Source organism: Bradyrhizobium sp. DOA1 (genome assembly GCF_001593325.1).
In the GTDB taxonomy this organism is placed as follows: domain Bacteria; phylum Pseudomonadota; class Alphaproteobacteria; order Rhizobiales; family Xanthobacteraceae; genus Bradyrhizobium.
Map to the genome: position 1 here is coordinate 6,309,204 of NZ_JXJM01000001.1, position 15,986 is coordinate 6,325,189.

Here is a 15,986-nt window from a genome sequence, read left to right on the forward strand (position 1 = left end):
GGTGGGCACGGCGCTTCGCGCCTTTGCCCACCCTACCGCACCCTTCTACTTCGCCGGCCCTGCGATGTAGACGTTCCAGGTCATCGCCGGACCGGCCTTGCCGTGGGTGAAGCGGCGCGTGGTCATCACGATGCGCTCGGCATTCGGCGCGATCTCCGACACCCATTTCTCGAAGGCGGGCAGGCGGCCGTCGGTCGGATCGAACACGCCGATGAAGCCGTATCTCTTGACGTCCTCGAGCGAGGTCAGCCCGGAATTCCAGGGCTCGAGCGGCAAGAACGCGGCGGGATGATCCGGGCTGTAGAACACCATCGGCTGGATCGATTCCATGGTGCCGGCGACGATGGCCCAGCGCGAGGCAAAGCGGGTGTGCCAGGCCTGCGTCAGCTCGCGCGCCAGCTCCGAGCGCGCGCCGTAGGTCGCGGTGTTGCTCGTGTTGGCCGCCATCTCGCGCGCGGCGATCCAGGGCGAGGCGGCGAGCGTCGCGGCGCTGATCACGAGCCAGATCGCGGCGATGTTGAACAGCACGGCGCTCTGCACCCGCAGAGTGGGGATTGCGACCAGCGCCAGGGGCACCAGGAAGAACAGCGAGATGCCCCAATCGGTCTTCATGTAGATGCTGAACAGCAGCGCGCCGAGCGGGGGACCGACCGCGACGATGACCTGGATGATCCAGACGTTCAGCGCCTGCGAGAGGTTGACGCCCGGATTGCCTCCGCGCGCCCAGGCCCGCGTGACGATGCGCAGCGGCGCGCGCAGCAGCAGGGTGAACCAATGCGGCACCAGCGCCATGGCCAGCGCGGCGAGCGCCACCGGCAGCGCCAGCAGCGCGACATTGTGCAGGACATAGCCGGCGACGAGCCGATGCATTAGGCCCGCGTCCTGCAGGCTGTAGGTGTCGCCGGCATAGGTCAGCGGCGCGAAATGCGCGTCCGCCAGCCAGACGATGTGCGGGATCATCGCGACCACCATGGCCGCGATTGCGACCCATGGCGCCGGCGACGACAGGAAACGCAATCGTTCCGGATGGATCAGCGCGGCAAGGCCGACGGCGCCGATCATGGTCAGCACCCAATATTTCGTCATCAGCGCCAGCGCGCCGGCGAGCCCTAGCAAAAGGCCGGATTGCCAGCTCCGCTTCTCGAACGCGTTGAGATAAGCGAGCACGAGCAGCGGCAAGGTGACGAGCTGGAGCAGATCCGGGTTGTACTTGAAGCCCTTGAAATTGAAGATCGGGTAGAGCGCGATCATCACGACGACGAGGAACGCGCGCCGCGCATCGACCACGCGCAAGGCGACCAGCCAGCAGATCACCATGCCCAGACTCACCGTCGCCATGGCCAGCGCATAGGTCGCCCAATCCGCCGCCGGGAACATCTTGAACCAGACGCCGGCGATCCAGCCCGACAGCGGCGGATGCTTGCCATAGCCCCAGAGGAATTTCTGGCCCCAGCCATAGGCCTCTGCGACGTCCATATGAACGTCCTGCGCTGCCTTGAGATTGATCAGGATGAAGGTCCAGAGCACGCCATGCAGGATGGCGAGCTGGATCACCAGCCACAATCTCGCCTCGGGCCGGGTCGCACAGGCGACCAGCCAGGCCCGGAAGCGGGCATAGCTCAACCGGGTCTTCGCGCGCGTTCTGGCGGAGGGGATCGAAGTCGTCGACATGGCAGGTTGCCTAGCGCGTTTTGGCCCGTCATGGAATCAGCTTGGCGTGAACAAAGCCCCTGAAAATACAGCAATATGGTTGCCGCACGGGGATGTGAGTGGTATCCCGCGCCCATGACGACCGTCCCCATTTCCAACATCCGCAATTTCTCCATCGTCGCCCATATCGACCATGGCAAATCGACGCTGGCCGACCGCCTGATCCAGATGACCGGCGGCCTCTCCGACCGCGAGATGGCGGGCAAGGAGCAGGTGCTCGATTCCATGGACATCGAGCGCGAGCGCGGCATCACCATCAAGGCGCAGACGGTGCGTCTTTCGTACCGCGCCAAGGACGGCAAGGACTACGTCTTCAACCTCATGGACACGCCCGGCCATGTCGACTTCGCCTACGAAGTCTCGCGGTCTCTGGCGGCGTGCGAGGGTTCCCTGTTGGTGGTCGACGCCAGCCAGGGCGTCGAAGCGCAGACGCTCGCCAACGTCTATCAGGCGCTCGACAACAATCACGAGATCGTCCCGGTCCTGAACAAGGTCGACCTTCCCGCGGCCGAGCCCGAGAAGATCAAGCAGCAGATCGAGGACGTGATCGGCATCGACGCCTCCGACGCGGTGATGATCTCGGCCAAGACCGGCCTCGGCGTGCCCGACGTGCTGGAAGCCATCGTCACCCGCCTGCCGCCGCCGAAGGGCGATCGCGACGCGACGCTGAAGGCGCTGCTGGTCGACAGCTGGTACGACGTCTATCTCGGCGTCGTCGTCCTCATTCGCGTCGTCGACGGCGTCATGAAGAAGGGCAGCCGCGTGCGCATGATGGGCACGGGCGCGGCCTATGACGTCGAGCGCGTCGGCTTCTTCACGCCGAAGATGCAGCAGGTCGACGAGCTCGGCCCCGGTGAGATCGGCTTCATCACCGCCGCGATCAAGGAAGTCGCCGACACCCGCGTCGGCGACACCATCACCGATGACAGGAAGCCGGTCGCGGACATGCTGCCGGGCTTCAAGCCGGCGATCCCCGTGGTGTTCTGCGGCCTGTTCCCGGTCGATGCCGACGACTTCGAGACGCTGCGCGCCGCGATGGGCAAGCTGCGTCTCAACGACGCCAGCTTCTCCTTCGAGATGGAAACCTCCGCCGCGCTCGGCTTCGGCTTCCGCTGCGGCTTCCTCGGCCTGCTCCATCTCGAGATCATCCAGGAGCGGCTTTCGCGCGAGTTCGACCTCAACCTGATCGCGACCGCGCCGAGCGTCATCTACAAGATGAAGCTCACCGACGGCACCGAGCTCGAGATCCACAATCCCGTCGACATGCCCGACGTGGTCAAGATCGCCGAGATCGACGAGCCCTGGATCGAAGCCACGATCCTCACCCCCGACGAATATCTCGGCAGCGTGCTCAAGCTGTGCCAGGACCGCCGCGGCGCGCAGAAGGAGCTCACCTATGTGGGCTCGCGCGCGATGGTGAAATACGACCTGCCACTGAACGAAGTGGTGTTCGACTTCTACGACCGCCTGAAATCGGTCTCCAAGGGCTACGCCTCGTTCGATTATCATCTCACCGACTACAAGCCGGCCGACCTCGTCAAGATGCAGATCCTGGTCAATGCCGAGCCGGTCGACGCGCTCTCGATGCTGGTGCATCGCACCCGCGCGGAAGGGCGCGGCCGTGCCATGGTCGAGAAGATGAAGGAGCTGATCCCGCCGCACATGTTCCAGATCCCGATCCAGGCGGCGATCGGCGGCAAGGTGATCGCGCGCGAGACGGTGCGCGCGCTGCGCAAGGACGTTACCGCAAAATGCTACGGCGGCGACATCACGCGTAAACGAAAACTTCTGGAGAAGCAGAAGGAAGGCAAGAAGAAGATGCGGCAGTTCGGCAAGGTCGACATCCCGCAGGAAGCTTTCATCGCCGCGCTGAAGGTGGATAGCTGAGCGGATCAGAGCCGCTACCGAATATCTCGTCCCTCCTGCGCGGCCGAAGCCGCCGCTTCGGCGAGGCGAAGGCCCGGGCATTCGCATTCCTGCTGCCGCCACGAAAACCGGTCTGACGACCAACGTCTCGAAACAACCCCATGCACAGTAGCCATGGTCTTGTTTGCATTCGATATTTTTGAATTACCGAAATTGGCTTGACCGCCGGGCAAAACAGTGGCATGATGTCACCATCGCAGCCCTCGGGAATCTCTGAGAACCGTACGAATTGCACGACCTGAGCGCGTGCCTCGTCCTTCGAGACGACCGCGCACTCGATCCTCATCTTGAGGTGCGCGGAAGTCAGATCCGACTGGCCTTCCCCCGAATGGCCATCGACCGTTTCAGGACCTGCTCGGCATCGGCATAGCGGCCTTGATACTTGTAGAGACCGGCGAGGTTTTCCAGAACGCCGGCGAGATCCGGATGGTTGGGGCCGAGGGTTTTCTCGAAAGTGGCCGCCGACCGCTTGAACAGCCGCTCGGCCTCCGCGTTACGGCCCTGACGCCCGTAGAGCGCAGCCAGATTGTTCTGTGCCTGCGCGATGTCGGGATGATCCGGGCCGAACGCCTTCTCAGTCACCGCCATCGACCGCCTCAGCAGGCGCTCGGCATCGGCATAGCGATGGCGATTGATATAGGCGTCGGCCAAATTGTTCATCAACACCGTGGCTTCGGGATCGTCGGGACCGAGCGCCTTCTGCAGCACGGCGAGGCCTCGCTTGAATAGCGGTATGGCCTGATCGTACCGGCCCTGATGGCTGTAGACCGCGCCGAGGTTGCTCAACGCCATCACGATCGACGCATCATTGGGGCCGACCGTCTTCTCGCTGATGGCGATCGAGCGCTTGAGGAGCGGCTCCGCTTCTGCGTAACGCTCTTCCGCGCGATAGAGATCGCCGAGGTTGTTCAGCACCATGGCGACTTCCGGATGGTCCGGGCCGAGCGTCCTCTCCCGGATCGCCAGCGCGCGCTTGTAGAGCGGCTCGGCCACCGCGTATTGGCCGAGATTGTAGTGGATCGTGCCGAGGTCGTTCAGCGGCATCGCGAGGGCCTCATCGTCAGCGCCGACCTCCTTCTCGCGCAGAGCCAGCGATTTCTGAGCCAATGGCAGCGCTTCGGTGTATTTGCCGGCCCGATAAAGCTGCTTCATCTGCAGCATGAGGGCATCTGCCTCGTCATGTGCGGCATGGGACGGCGCGCCGAACGAAAAGCTCAAGGCAAGCGCGGTGACCACGACGCAAATCGATGCTTTCAGGGCCTTCATCACGCGTTCCTTCGTCGCGGTCCTCACCGACACACGCGACGTTGGTACATCTGGAAGACGGTCTGGTTCAAAGCACTCACCCGCGCCGCCCCCCCGGGCAGGGGACGATAAAGATCGAGGTATTGCCCGCAGCCAAGTCCCTGATCCAGGCGTGCTGCCGGCGACGGCTCGCTCGGTATCTGGCCGTGATCCACGTGGGATGGCTTAGGAGCACGTGCTATAGTCTGACTATCGCACGGCAGGTTCGAGCGAGGTCAGATGAGACGGCGCGCATTCATCGGGCTGGTGGCGGACGCAATCGGCTGGCCGCTCATCGCACGCGCCCAGCAGTCCTCCGCAACGCCGCGCGTCGTCCAGTTGGGACCGGTCGAAATCCCCGCGCAGATCGCTGCAACCAAGCGGCTGCTTGCCGAGCATGGTTACGCCCAAGGGCAGATTCGACTCGAGTTTCGTCACGCGGCCGGAGATGCCGACGCGCTGCCGGCGCTCGCGCAGGAGATCGTGCGGGATGGACGGGTTGACGTGATCATCGCCATCAGCACACCCGCCGCCCTCGCGGCCTACAAGGCAACGCGAACCATTCCGATCGTCACCCTTGCTGCCGTCGACCCTGTCGCGTCCGGATTGGCCGACAGCCTCGCCCGCCCAGGCCGCAACGTGACCGGCATCGCGGTTTTCTCGGAGGAAACCACTGTAAAGCGGGTCGAGCTCATGCGGGAGATCCTGCCCCAGGCCGTCCGCCTCGGGACTGTCACGACAAAGGTGTCGAGCGGTGCACAGAGTCTCACGCCGGTTCTGGAGGCCGGCCGCAAGCTCGGCTTCGAGGTCGAAGCAATCAACATCGATGATCCCGCCAGCATCGGGACAATCCTGAGCCCGGACAACCTCGCCCGATTTGACGGTCTCGTTTTCGTTCCTGATGTCGTGCTCAGCGCCCACCTGGGCGAGGTCGTCAGGCTGGTGAATCTGAGCAGGAAGCCTGCGATCTTTGCTTCACCGGACTGGGTCGCGAACGGCGCTTTCATGTCGTTCGGCCCCGACTTTGCAGACGCAGGGCGCCGCTTGATTGCGCAGGTTGATCGCGTTCTACGGGGCGCAAAGCCGGGCGATCTGCCTTTCGAACGACCCACCAAGTTCGACCTCAGGATCAATCTCCGCATCGCCAAGGCCCTGGGCCTCGACCTGCCTGCAACCGTCGTCGCCCGTGCCGACGAAGTGATTGAATAGCGTGCAGGTTTGCCCGCTCGACCGCCTTTGCCGTCCGGTAAAGCACCATCCCTGCTGCGCACCATCAACAAAACAACAAGCGCGAAGAAACGCATGAAAGGGATCGGGCGTGAGTCAGCACGCCCAATCCCTGATCGATCAGGACCTCTGCTTCGCCTCGACGTAACGCGCGAAATTGTCGAGGATCGCCTGCCAGCCGGCTTGCTGCTGCTCCACCGAGTGCGTCGTTTCGCCATCGAAGGCGACGCGGACGACGACGCCATTCGCGCCGGGCACGAACTCGACCTCGGCTTTTCGATCGCCGAACGCGTATTCGATCCGCTTGCGTTCGATGATCTTGGTGTAGGTGCCGGCGAAGTCGAAGCCCATGCTGCCGTCCTTGGCTTCCATCCGCGACGAGAAGGCGCCGCCTTCGCGCAGGTCGACCGTCGCCTTGGTCGTATGCCAGTCGTCAGACGCCGCATTCCACTTCACGATGTCGGCAGGCGTCGTATAGGCCTGCCAGACCCGATCGATGGGGGCTGCGACGCTGGTTTCGACGGTGATCCTCATGGGCATTGCTCCAGTTCAATTCTTGCGGTCGAGGCGACGAGATTGCTTCCCGTGTGCCGGGCCATCCGCGGCGGTTCCGGGATTGTAAGCCAAGGACGATCGAACTCCGTCCGCGCCGACATGGTCGCCGTGAATATCTGTGAATCAAGCCGCCGTCAGCTCGTCATTGCCCGAGTTGTTGAAGCACGGCGGACCACAATGCGAGCGGCTCCCTCAGGCTTCCCGGTTCAAACGGCTTTTGGCGAACGGCGGTGTGCACCATGACGAGCTTGGAGGCTGGATCGACCAGGATGACCTGACCGCGAATGCCGAGCAGGGCAAATCTGCGCTGCTCGCCCGGAAGGATCCACACCTGATAGCCGTAACCGAAATAGGGTGTGGCGACGCGCGGGGCGAGATGACCATCGGCCGGCCTGACGGTGGTGGCATCCAACAGCCATTGCCGGGGGATCAACTGACGGCCTTCCCAGACCCCGTCGTTTGCGAGCAAGCGGGCCAGGCGCGCATAGTCGCGCAAGGTCGCGTTGAAGCAGCAAAAGGCAATCTCTTGCCCGCTACCGTCTATCGCCCACGAGGCATCCGCTTCGGTGCCGATGGCGCCCCAGATCCGGTCGTGGAGATAGTCGGTAAGTGGAATGGCCGTGGCCGAACGCAGCACCAGGCCGAGTATCTCGGTTTCGACGCTTGCATAGTGCCACCTGGTCCCCGCTGGTGCGGTTCTGTTGTTGAATTGCGCGACGATGGCCGCGGGGTCTTTCGCCTCGCCACCGAACAGCGCCCGCCCGAGCCGGGCGATGTCGTCCTTCCCGTCATAGACTTCCGAGAATTCGACGCCCGAGGACATGTTCAGCAAGGCGCGGATGGATGTGCTTCCATATTCCGTTCCTGCAAGGCCGGGGACGTAGGTCGAGACGACATCGTCGATCGACTTGATCTGCCCTTCCGAGACCGCGATCCCGACCAGCATGGCCACCAGCGTCTTCGCCATGGATTGCGAGAGAAAGCGGTCGCGGTCGGTCCGCGCATATTGATAGTGCTCGTACAGGATGGTGTCGTCCCTGGCGATCAGGAGTCCCGTCACCGGGTTGCGCTTGAGGTAGTCCGCGATGCTCAGCCGTTCGTTGTTGAAACTGTAGGCGATCGATGGCTCTGGTGCGCGCTTGAACTGCCAGGGCGCCGCCGCACGGCGAACCGTGCGCGAGGGGTAGATGTCGCCGAAATGGCTGTAGACCCCGACGAGCTTGTCGAGCTGGGTGGCCGTGCCCCGCGTGCCGACCGGATATCCCTCAGCCGCGCCGTAGAGTTCGGCATCGGGACCACTCTCCGAAAAGACCGGGCCCGGCTCGCGCGGTGAGCTTTGGCCGTCCTGTGCGTAGGCCAGGGATGCCGAGACCGCGGCGGCGAAAATGACGGGAAGGAAAAGGCTGCGGCGATTGAGCGGCCTGCAGAGCGCGTCCCACTTCATTGACTTTGCCTCCTCACACATTGCTGTGTGTGCGCGCATGAGAACAACCTCGCAGGCCGGGGACCGAAGGCATGCTATCACCGCGGGCAGGCAATGTCAGCGTGCCGTTGCAGCCCGCCTTGCCCTCTCGCAGAAGTTAGGCCACCATCTCTGCTGCGCAGCATCAACAAAACCAAAAGCGCGAGGAAACGCATGAGCAAGCCGTCAGGCTTCGACTATGGCTGGGTTGTTGTCGCCGCGGGCGCGCTGATGACCTGTGTCGGGTTCGGCACGATGCTGTCCCTTGCGGTGTTCCTGCAGCCGATCTCGGAAGCGATGGGCTGGTCGCGCGCCGGCGTGTCCGCCGCGGCGACGCTGGATTTCCTCTGCATGGGCGTGGCCGCGTTCCTCTGGGGCGCACTGTCGGACCGTTTCGGCACGCGCATCGTGGTGCTCGCGGGAAGCCTGCTGCTGGGGCTTGGTCTGGTCACCGCCAGCCAGGCCGCAACCCTGTGGCAATTCCAGCTTTGCTTCGGCGTGCTGATCGGCATCGCCGCCGGCAGCTTCTACGCCCCGATGATGGCGCTCGCGAGCGCCTGGATCGAGAAGAACCGCAGCCTTGCGGTGGCGCTGGTCTCCGCCGGGATGGGCGTCTCGCCGGTGACGGTCGCGCCGACCGCCAGCTGGCTGATTACGGCCTATGACTGGCGCACCGCGATGCTGGTGATCGGCGTCGCGTCATGGGCGCTGCTGATCCCCGCCTGTTTCCTGGTGCGCCCGGCGCCGGCAGCCGCCGGCCCGTCCACCGCGAACGCCTCGCCCGAGGTCGAGCTGACCGCGGCGCAGGCACTGCGCACGCCGCAATTCATCGCGCTCGCGGCGGCGCATTTCGCGTGCTGCGCCGCGCATTCCGGCCCGATCTTCCACATGGTGTCCTATGCGATGGTCTGCGGCATCGCCCCGCTCACGGCAGTGACGGTCTATAGTGTCGCCGGCGTCTCCGGCCTTGGCGGCCGCTTGCTGCTGGGCGCGCTGGCCGATCGCATCGGTGCAAAGCCCGTGCTGGTCGGCGGGCTCCTCGTGCAGGCGATGTGCATCGCGACTTATCTTGCGGTCGCGCAGCTCGGCGAGTTCTACGCGCTCTCGGTGGTGTTCGGTCTCGCCTATGGCGGGGTGATGCCGCTCTATGCGGTGCTGGTCCGCGAATTCTTCGGCGCGCGCATCATGGGTACCGTGTTCGGTGCGGTCTCAGCCTTTGCCAGCCTCGGCATGGCGCTCGGGCCGTGGGCCGGCGGCCTCGTGTTCGACAGCTTCCAGCAATACACATGGCTGCATGTCGGCTCCTTTGCGATCGGGCTTGCGGCGGTCGCGGTGGCGCTGAGCTTTCCGACGAAGCGCAGGCAACCGCTCGATCTTGGTCGCGCTGTGGCGTGACGGGGCAACCTTCGCAGCGGATCGCAATGCGACGCGAAGCCCCGATCGTCGAGACGCGATCGATGCTAGAATTGGCCGGGTTGCGACCGATGGATCCTTTCGGGGTGCGATGAAATCGAATTGAGGCAACATCGCGCTCTTGGTTTTCGTTTTCGCACGATCTTTTCAGAAGACTGCTTCGCGCTTCTCCGGAACTTGCCTTAGCTTGTTTTCCTGCTCGTCATCAAAACGTCGGCACATGGCCGGCACGCTTGGACGCCTAGGCAACGCCTGCGTCCGATTGCAGCAAGCGGAAAGTGACCGGAATCATGCATGGTGGGCAGACAAGAGGGGCCTTCAATCCGTCCAGGCCGGCGATGCAACCCGGGACCAGACAAGTCCCAATGCGCACGCCGCTCGTGCTTCTGCTGATATCCCTGAGCGTCATCGCCTCGGTATGGATCTGGCTGGGGACGCCTGTCCATCTGGTGCGCGCGCCGATCGATCCCAACGACAAGCTGCAATGCATTTCGTACGCCCCGTTCCGCAGCCATCAGACGTCGCTTTTGTCGACGACGCAGGTGACGCGAGAACAGATCTCGGAAGACCTCGCCCAGCTCGCGAAAGTGTCCGATTGCATCCGGACCTATGCGACCGATCTCGGCCTCGACCAGATCCCCGGCCTTGCGGCCGAGGCGGGGCTGAAGGTCATCCAGGGTATCTTCCTCGACAAGGACCAGGCGAAGAACCGGCTGCAGATAGCGACCGCGATCCGCCTCTCCCGGGAATATCCCAACACCATCATCGCGCTCGTGGTCGGCAACGAGACGCTGCTGCGGAAGGACATCACAGTCACCGACCTGATCGCCACGCTTCGCGCGGTCAAGACACAGGCCTCTGTCCCCGTCACCTATGCCGATGTCTGGGAGTTCTGGCTCAGCAATAGCGAACTTCGTGACGCCGTCGATTTCGTCACGATTCACATCCTGCCCTATTGGGAGAACGAGCCGGTCCGGGCGGAGCTTGCCGCCGCTCACGTCGGTGAGATTCGCCGCCGGGTGGCAGCGGCCTTTCCGGGCAAGGAAATCCTGATCGGGGAAATCGGCTGGCCGAGCGAGGGACGGATGCGCGAGGTGGCGCTTCCCTCCCGCGTCAACCAAGCTCGGGTTGTCTCGGAGATCCTCGACCTTGCGCGGCGCGAGAAGTTTCGCGTCAATGTGTTCGAGGCCTATGATGAGTCGTGGAAGCGTGAAATCGAGGGCACCGTCGGTGGATCCTGGGGCCTGTTCGACTCGGTTCAGCGCACTCTTAAATATCCGGCCGGCATTCCGATCAGCAATTTCCCGTCGTGGAGATTGCAGATGGGCTGCGGACTGGCGCTGGCCATGCTGGTGTTCGGCGCGGCGTGGCTCACCTGGCGGCGCAGGCCCGACGATGCCGGACTGGCCGCGTGGATGGCCGTCGGACTATCCGCAACCACGGCCGGGCTCCTGCTTGGCGTGACAGCCCAAAGACTGGTCGAGGAAAGTTACGGCGTGGGCCTTTGGCTGTTGTGGGGCTCACTCCTGGCGGCGGCAACGGCTTCGCCGGTGTTCGGCGCGATCGCCCTGATGTCGGGGCGTCCCTCTCCCGGTTTCCTGGAATTGCTGGGGCCTGAGGGTTACCGGACAGACTCTCCGCTGACGACCGCGTACGGGCTGGTCTGGATCGTAATCGTCGTGATCGGCACCGCGACCGCGCTCGGCCTCGTGTTCGACCCGCGATTCATCGATTTTCCTTTTGCGCCTCTCACCATGGCGGCCATTCCCTTTGCAGCAACGACGCTGCTCAATCCCAACGGCAAGAACATCCACCCCCTGGCGGAATCGATATTTGCCGGAGTTTTCTCCATGGCCGCCATTTACGTGGCAATCAACGAAGGCCCGGCCAACTGGCAATCGCTGTGGACCTGTGCCGCCTATCTCCTGCTCGCGTTCACATTGTGGCGTGTGCGGGTCTGAGACTGCGCCGAGCGGCATTTCGTGTTGCTCTCGATCGGAGGATGGACCACCATCGCGTCTCTCACTGCTCACGATAGAATGAGCGAGGGACCGCAGATGATCGAGCCTTCCGGATCTGATCTCGCCGAACGCGCACGCGCCATCGCGCCGCTGATCGCGCGCGAGGCCGACGAGATCGAGCGGACGCGGCGGCTGACGCCTGATGTCGTCGATGCGCTGATCGTGAACGGGCTCTATCGCGCCCTCCTCCCGCAGAGGCTCGGCGGCGCTGAAGCCCCCATTGAAGTCTTCATGCACATGCTGGAGGAGATCGCGAAGGCGGATGCGTCCACGGCATGGTGCCTCGGCCAGTGCAGCGTCTGCGCGATGATCGCGGCTTCGCTCGATCCCGACACGGCCCGGGAGATCTTCAACACGCCGCCCGGCATTCTTTCTTGGGGCGCGATCGCGCATGAGGCGCACGCGGTCGCAGGCGGTTATCGCGTCACGGCGCGCTGGGATTTTGCCTCGGGATCGCGGCAGGCGAGCTGGCTCGGGGCGCATGTGCGGATCATCGGGGCGGACGGCGCGCCACGGAAGAATGCCGACGGGTCGCCGGAGGTGCGCACCATCCTGTTTCCAGTCGCGAGCGCGACATTGCACGACGTCTGGCAGGCGATCGGGCTCGCCGGCACCGGCACGGATTCGTATGAAGTGCGCGATCTCTTCATCCCGGAGCGCTTCACGGCGTTTCGCGACGTGGCGTCGGCGCTGCGCGAGACGGGGCCGCTCTACAGGATCGGCACCGGCGCGACCTTCTCCCTCGGCTTTGCCGCAGTGTCTCTGGGCGTGGCGCGTGCCACGCTGGACGCCGCGATCGCGCTGGCGCGTGGAAAACACCAATCGCTGGCAACCAGCGCGATGCGCGACAACACGGCGGTGCAGGGACTGATCGGCCGCACCGAGGGCGACCTTCGCGCGGCCCGCGCCTATCTCTATGCGACCGCGCATGCGATGTGGCGCGATCTCTGCGCTACCGGCGAATTCAGCGCGGCACATCGCAGCGCGGTGCGCCTGGCGGCGACCTGGACCATCCATCAATCGGTGCGCGTGGTCGACACGGCCTATCACATGGCGGGCGCGACGGCGGTGTTTCGCAGCAACCCGTTCGAGCGGCGGTTTCGCGACATGCACGCCATCGCCCAGCAGATCCAGGCGCGGGACTCGCATTATGAGGATGTGGGGAAGAGTATTTTGGCGGGGTTGATCGCCAACCACGCTAACGGTGCGCTCCCTCGCCCGCCTACGCCGGGAGATCCCGTATGTGAGCTACTTCGCCTGCGGACATCCTTCGAGACGCCCGCCGTTGGCGGGCCCTCAGGATGAGGATCGAGTGCGCGGCGCTAGTTTGAACGAGAATCAGTGCTGCTTAGCCTCATGCTGAGGAGACCGCCCAGCGGTCGTCTCGAAGGACGAGGCGCGCGCTCAGGTCGCACAAAGCGGCGTCTGCGATTGCCGTGCTGCCGCTCACGCCACCAGCGCGGTGGCCTCGCCATCGATGCCGCGCTGCGCCGCCAGCAGGGCAACGATCTCCGCATTCGGCCGGGCCTTGCTGAACAGGAAGCCCTGGCCTTCGTCGCAGCCTTCGGTGCGGAGGCAGCTGAGCTCGGCTTCGGTCTCGACGCCTTCGGCCGTGATGGTGACGCCGAGGCCCTTGCCGAGGCTGACGATGGAGCGGATGATCGCCTGCGCCTCGCGGTTGGCGCCGAGATCGCGCACGAAGGACTGGTCGATCTTGATCTTGTCGAACGGAAAGCTGCGCAGATAGCTGAGGCTGGAATAGCCGGTGCCGAAATCGTCCATGGAGATGCGCACGCCCAGCGCGCGTAACGCATGCAGCGTCGCCAGCACCTGCGCGCTCTTCTCGAGCAGCAGCGTCTCGGTGATCTCGAGCTCGAGCCGACGCGGCGACAGGCCGGAATGCTTCAGCGCGTCCGTGACCATCGAGAGCAGATTGCCGCTGCGGAACTGAAGCGGCGAGAGATTGACGGCGACGCGGACGTCGTCCGGCCAGGACGCGGCGTCGAGGCACGCCCGGCGCAGCATCAAGCCGCCGAGCGGGTTGATCAGGCCGGTGTCCTCGGCGACCGGGATGAACTCGGCCGGCGAGACCATGCCGCGCTCGGCATGCGGCCAGCGCACCAGCGCCTCGAAGCCGGTGATGCGGCCGCTCTGGAGGTCGATCAGCGGCTGGTAATAGGGACGCAGCACGTCGTTCTGAATCGCGTCGCGCAGCTCGACCTCGATCTTGCGGCGGCTCTGCGCTTTCGCATCCAGCGCGGCCTCGAAGAAGGCGAAGCTGCCGCGCGCGTCCGCTTTCGCGCGCGACAGCGCCATGCCGGCGCTCTTGAGCAGCTTCTCGGACTCGTCGCCGTCGCCCGGCGCCATGGCGATGCCGATCGAGGCGCCGATCACCACGGAATGGCCGTCGAGCAGATAGGGATCGGCGATGGCTTCGAGCAACCGCTTGGCGAGCATCACCGCGTCCTCCGGGCGCGTCAGCCCGCTCTGCAGAACCGCGAACTCGTCGGAATTGAGCCGCGCCAGCGCGTCTTCCTCGCGCAAGGTGGAGCGTAGCCGCTTGGCGACGCCGCGCAGCAGCTTGTCGCCGACGGCGTGTCCGAGCGTGTCGTTGACCGACTTGAAATTGTCGAGCCCGAGGATCAGCAGCGCGACCTTGTCGGTGCTGCGCCGCGTATGCAGCAGCATCTCGTCCATCTGCTGGCGCAGCAGATTGCGGTTCGGCAGGCCGGTCAGGACGTCGTGCTGGGCCATGAAGGCCAGCCGCGCCTCGGCGCGCTTGCGCTCGGTGATGTCCATCAGCGCGAGCAGCACCGCGGGCCGCTCGGCATAGGTCAATTCGCGCGAATAGATCGCAAGGTCGATCAGCACGCCGTCGGCCTTGACGTGCTTCCAGGTGCGCCCGGCCTGCTCCTCGCCGGCGGAGCCGGCGGCCCAGGGCGGCTCGCTGTCGAAGGCCTGGAGGCTGCGGATCGTCAGCTTCTCGAACTCGGCACGGCTATAGCCGTAATGCGCGATCGCAGCGTCGTTGACGCCGAGGATACGCTGGTCGTCCAGCGCGCAGACGATCATGGGAACGGGATTGCCGTCGAACAGCAGGCGGAACGAGGCCTCGCGCTGCTTCAGCTCGGTGATGTCGACACGCAGGCCGACGACGCCGCCATCGTCGGTCAGCCGCTCGTCGATCAGGATGACGCGGCCGTCGGCCAGCTTCTGCTCGTGGCGGGCGCCGGGCTGGTAGAGCTTTTGCAGCCGCTCGGCGATCCATTCGTCCTCGTTGCCGATGGCTTCGGGATAATCACCGCGGGCGACGCCGATGCGGAGCGTGTCTTCGAGGCGTGCGCCCTCCTCGAACAGATCGGCGGTCTTGCTGTAGATCTCGGCGTATTTCTTGTTCCAGAGCACATAGCGGCCGTCGGCATCGAGAAACACGATGCCCTGCGGCAGGATGTCGATGGCCTGGCGCAGCCGCTCATGGGATTTGCGGGCCTCGGCGATCGCAGCCTCCGCCTCGGCGCGGCTGCGCAGAAGTTCATCGCGGTCGGCAGGCGGATGCGGCGCGCGTGCGAGCCGCGGCTTGCGCGGCTGTCGGCCGGCGCGAGCAAGCACGTTACGCTTTCGCTTTCCTGTCTTTCGAGACCCCAAGCTCAAATTCACTCGTCCCAGTCGCGCCCGGCGGCCGCAAGCTTTGGGGCAAGTGTCTGAAAAAACGGTAATCCTGCCCGGTCGCGACCCGCGCGTAGTGGTCCCTTGCTGCCCGTTTGCGAGGCGCGGGTACCTCGACCGATTCCGACAATCTCATCCCGGCGCCGCCGAACGGGAACCATCTGCCGCAAAATTGCGCGCGCGCTTGAATCATTTCCGCGCGATGCGCGCGATTGCATGCGGACGGCGACTATTCCGCACGTTGCGCATGAATTTTAGTCAATACAGAAGAGGGTTATCGCGCCGTTAAATGACGGCCGCAGCGTACGAGTGTGGAATGAGCCATAGCTTGGCACCCGCATCGCAAGGCTAATCCTTAACCCTGAGGCGGTGTTGGGCTATAAGATTCGGGCATGAGTCCCCGCCGCTTCGCCCCTCTCCTGCTTTTTGTGACACTCCTGACCGCCGGCGGTGCGCTGGCCCAGGACAAGGGCAGCGTCACCCCGAAGGCTTTGCCCCCGCTCGCCAATCCCAACGATCCCGGTCTCGGCGCCAAGGAGCTGTTCGCGCGAAAACTGCTGCCCTCGAAGGGCCCGGCGCATGTGGTCGGCTCCTACACCAGGGGATGCCTCGGCGGCGCCGCGCAGATGCCCGTGAACGGCGACAATTGGCAGGTGATGCGGCTGTCGCGCAATCGCAGCTACGGCCATCCCGACATGATCGCGCTGATCAAGCGGCTCGCG

General features: G+C 64.6%; 11 protein-coding genes. 6 read left to right on the forward strand and 5 right to left on the reverse strand.

Annotated elements, in window-relative coordinates; all coding sequences use genetic code 11:
* Nucleotides 1–45 precede the first annotated feature (45 nt).
* Entirely contained in the window at nt 46–1,671 is a 1,626-nt protein-coding gene (locus SE91_RS29170; RefSeq protein WP_061850108.1) for a glycosyltransferase family 39 protein, read from the reverse strand.
* Between the two features lie 114 nt (nt 1,672–1,785).
* Between SE91_RS29170 and lepA the strand changes: the two genes are divergently transcribed.
* Nucleotides 1,786–3,597, forward strand: coding sequence for a translation elongation factor 4 (lepA, locus tag SE91_RS29175; RefSeq protein WP_061850109.1), 1,812 nt, complete (start codon nt 1,786–1,788; stop codon nt 3,595–3,597).
* A gap of 342 nt (nt 3,598–3,939) precedes the next feature.
* Here the strand turns inward: lepA and SE91_RS29180 are convergent, their stop codons facing one another.
* A complete protein-coding gene (locus tag SE91_RS29180) occupies nt 3,940–4,902 on the reverse strand; it encodes a tetratricopeptide repeat protein (RefSeq protein ID WP_061851392.1) in 963 nt (320 codons plus the stop codon).
* Between the two features lie 258 nt (nt 4,903–5,160).
* On the opposite strand from SE91_RS29180, the gene SE91_RS29185 reads away from it, so the two are divergent.
* On the forward strand, nt 5,161–6,129 hold the full coding sequence (locus tag SE91_RS29185) for an ABC transporter substrate-binding protein (protein ID WP_061850110.1): 969 nt from the start codon (nt 5,161–5,163) through the stop codon (nt 6,127–6,129).
* 138 nt (nt 6,130–6,267) lie between these two features.
* Here the strand turns inward: SE91_RS29185 and SE91_RS29190 are convergent, their stop codons facing one another.
* Nucleotides 6,268–6,681: an SRPBCC family protein gene (locus SE91_RS29190; protein ID WP_061850111.1), complete on the reverse strand. Its 414-nt coding sequence runs from the start codon at nt 6,679–6,681 to the stop codon at nt 6,268–6,270.
* A gap of 163 nt (nt 6,682–6,844) precedes the next feature.
* A complete protein-coding gene (locus tag SE91_RS29195; protein ID WP_061850112.1) occupies nt 6,845–8,146 on the reverse strand; it encodes a serine hydrolase domain-containing protein in 1,302 nt (433 codons plus the stop codon).
* A 192-nt stretch (nt 8,147–8,338) separates the two neighbouring features.
* On the opposite strand from SE91_RS29195, the gene SE91_RS29200 reads away from it, so the two are divergent.
* The 3 genes from SE91_RS29200 to SE91_RS29210 all read left to right on the forward strand — a co-directional run bounded on the left by SE91_RS29200 (nt 8,339) and on the right by SE91_RS29210 (nt 12,903).
* Nucleotides 8,339–9,559, forward strand: a complete 1,221-nt coding sequence (locus SE91_RS29200) for an MFS transporter (protein WP_061850113.1) — start codon at nt 8,339–8,341, stop codon at nt 9,557–9,559.
* A gap of 383 nt (nt 9,560–9,942) precedes the next feature.
* A complete protein-coding gene (locus SE91_RS29205) occupies nt 9,943–11,538 on the forward strand; it encodes a glycoside hydrolase family 17 protein (RefSeq protein ID WP_061850114.1) in 1,596 nt (531 codons plus the stop codon).
* Nucleotides 11,539–11,634: 96 nt separating this feature from the next.
* Nucleotides 11,635–12,903, forward strand: coding sequence for an acyl-CoA dehydrogenase family protein (locus SE91_RS29210; protein ID WP_082813943.1), 1,269 nt, complete (start codon nt 11,635–11,637; stop codon nt 12,901–12,903).
* A 141-nt stretch (nt 12,904–13,044) separates the two neighbouring features.
* Here SE91_RS29210 and SE91_RS29215 read toward each other — a convergent pair whose 3' ends face one another.
* Nucleotides 13,045–15,207, reverse strand: a complete 2,163-nt coding sequence (locus tag SE91_RS29215; RefSeq protein WP_061850115.1) for an EAL domain-containing protein — start codon at nt 15,205–15,207, stop codon at nt 13,045–13,047.
* A 449-nt stretch (nt 15,208–15,656) separates the two neighbouring features.
* Here SE91_RS29215 and SE91_RS29225 point away from each other — a divergent pair.
* Nucleotides 15,657–15,986: penicillin-insensitive murein endopeptidase (locus SE91_RS29225; protein WP_197489531.1), on the forward strand; the 330-nt coding region annotated here is incomplete at its 3' end.

Bases quoted from the DNA above. Each gene is read 5' to 3' on its own strand.
- SE91_RS29170 (WP_061850108.1), bottom strand. From the start codon at position 1,671: ATGTCGACGACTTCGATCCCCTCCGCCAGAACGCGCGCGAAGACCCGG.
- lepA (WP_061850109.1), top strand. From the start codon at position 1,786: ATGACGACCGTCCCCATTTCCAACATCCGCAATTTCTCCATCGTCGCC.
- SE91_RS29180 (WP_061851392.1), bottom strand. From the start codon at position 4,902: ATGAAGGCCCTGAAAGCATCGATTTGCGTCGTGGTCACCGCGCTTGCC.
- SE91_RS29185 (WP_061850110.1), top strand. From the start codon at position 5,161: ATGAGACGGCGCGCATTCATCGGGCTGGTGGCGGACGCAATCGGCTGG.
- SE91_RS29190 (WP_061850111.1), bottom strand. From the start codon at position 6,681: ATGAGGATCACCGTCGAAACCAGCGTCGCAGCCCCCATCGATCGGGTC.
- SE91_RS29195 (WP_061850112.1), bottom strand. From the start codon at position 8,146: ATGAAGTGGGACGCGCTCTGCAGGCCGCTCAATCGCCGCAGCCTTTTC.
- SE91_RS29200 (WP_061850113.1), top strand. From the start codon at position 8,339: ATGAGCAAGCCGTCAGGCTTCGACTATGGCTGGGTTGTTGTCGCCGCG.
- SE91_RS29205 (WP_061850114.1), top strand. From the start codon at position 9,943: ATGCGCACGCCGCTCGTGCTTCTGCTGATATCCCTGAGCGTCATCGCC.
- SE91_RS29210 (WP_082813943.1), top strand. From the start codon at position 11,635: ATGATCGAGCCTTCCGGATCTGATCTCGCCGAACGCGCACGCGCCATC.